This window comes from Rugamonas fusca (assembly GCF_014042365.1).
Lineage (GTDB): Bacteria > Pseudomonadota > Gammaproteobacteria > Burkholderiales > Burkholderiaceae_D > Rugamonas > Rugamonas fusca.
The window spans coordinates 1-1,393 of record NZ_JACEZS010000056.1 but is presented as its reverse complement, the minus strand read 5'-3'; the positions used below and the strand labels follow the sequence as shown (position 1 = coordinate 1,393).

At 67.6% G+C, this 1,393-nt stretch carries 1 protein-coding gene and 1 pseudogene; both read right to left on the bottom strand.

Features of this window, described 5'->3' with window-relative positions:
• On the bottom strand, window positions 1–1,006 hold a 1,006-nt coding region (locus H3H36_RS26270; RefSeq protein WP_182220980.1), incomplete at its 3' end, for a CHASE3 domain-containing protein.
• 30 nt (window positions 1,007–1,036) lie between these two features.
• Window positions 1,037–1,393: pseudogene (locus tag H3H36_RS26265) on the bottom strand (chemotaxis protein); the annotation flags it as partial.

Below are 1,393 nucleotides of genomic sequence, written 5' to 3'. Positions count from 1 at the left end.
GGATGCCGGCCTTTTGCACGTTGTTGATCAGGGCGCGCAGGTTGGCCAGCATGGTGGCGATGCCGTGGCCCAGCTGGCCCACGGTGTCCTCGCCGGCCACGGTGACCTGGCCCGTCAGGTCGCCCGAGGCGGCCCTGGAGACGACGGCCAGCAGCGCGTCCACCTTGGCCCGCAGCGCGTTGGTGGCGGCCACTTCGCGCGCCTGGTTGTCCTCCACGGCTTGCGCCATGCGGTTGAATTCCCGCGTCACCTGGCCCAGTTCATCGCCACCCAGCACGGGCGCGCGCGCACCCGATTCACCAGCCGCGATGCGGCCCACGGCCGTCGTCAGCTGGCCCAGTGGCGTGAGCAGGGCGCGCGCCAGCAGCCAGGCCACCAGCATGGACAGCAGCAGGCTGACCATCCCGCCCATTGTGAGCACCAGCACCATCGCCTGCTGCTGGCGGGCCGCCACCTGCGACCGTTCGGCCAGCAGGCGCTTTTCCTCGTTGCGGGCATTGTCGAGCAGCTGATTCAGGTTGGCCGTGAGCGGACTGCCGTGCGCTAATTCTGGCATGCGCGCCAAGGTGAGCGCGGCATCGGGCCGGTCGCCCAGCGCGCGGCGCCGTTCCAGCTGCGGCTCCAGCACGTCCCTGACCCAGCTTTGCAAAGAGGTGTCGAACTGGTTCAAGTGGGCCTGCTGGCTGGGATTGTCCGCCGTCAGCGCGCGCAGCCGCCGCACGGAGGCGGGCAGGTCGGCCCGCTCCGTGTTGGCACGCAGCAGGCGCTGTTCGTCACCCGTCAGGTAATAGCCGCGCGCTTCGACCTGCACTTGCAGCAGGTCCGTTTGCAGCCGGTCCAGCGCCTGCAGCACTTCCATCGAGTGCCGGTCGAGCCGGCTCGCTTCGGATAATCGCATGAAGTTGACATAGGCCGTGGCCAGCAGCACCAGCACGATGGCGACGATGGCGCCCAGGCTGAGATACAGTTTTTTGCGGATACTCAGGTCGTTCAGCTTACTCAGCATGCAATGCTCCGGGAAAGGGACGGTGCCGCCTCAGGCGGCGAGGGCGAAACTGGCCACGCTGGACTGCAAATCACCGGCCGCGAACTGCAACTGGCGCACCGCTTCGCTGGTGGCCTTCAGCGATTCCACGGTCTGCTGGGTGGCGTCGTTGAGCTGGACCATGGTGCCCGTGATCTGTTCGGCGCCCACGGCCTGCGACTGCATGCCCTGCAACACGGCGTCGAACTGGGGCGCCAGCTTGCCCACCTGGTCCATCACGGCCGACAGCTGGTCCGTCACCTGCCGCACCTCGCCCACGCTGCGCCGGATCTCCTCGGAGAATTTGTCCATGCCCATCACGCTGGCCGAGACGGCCGACTGCATCTCCTTGAGCATCTGCTCGATGTC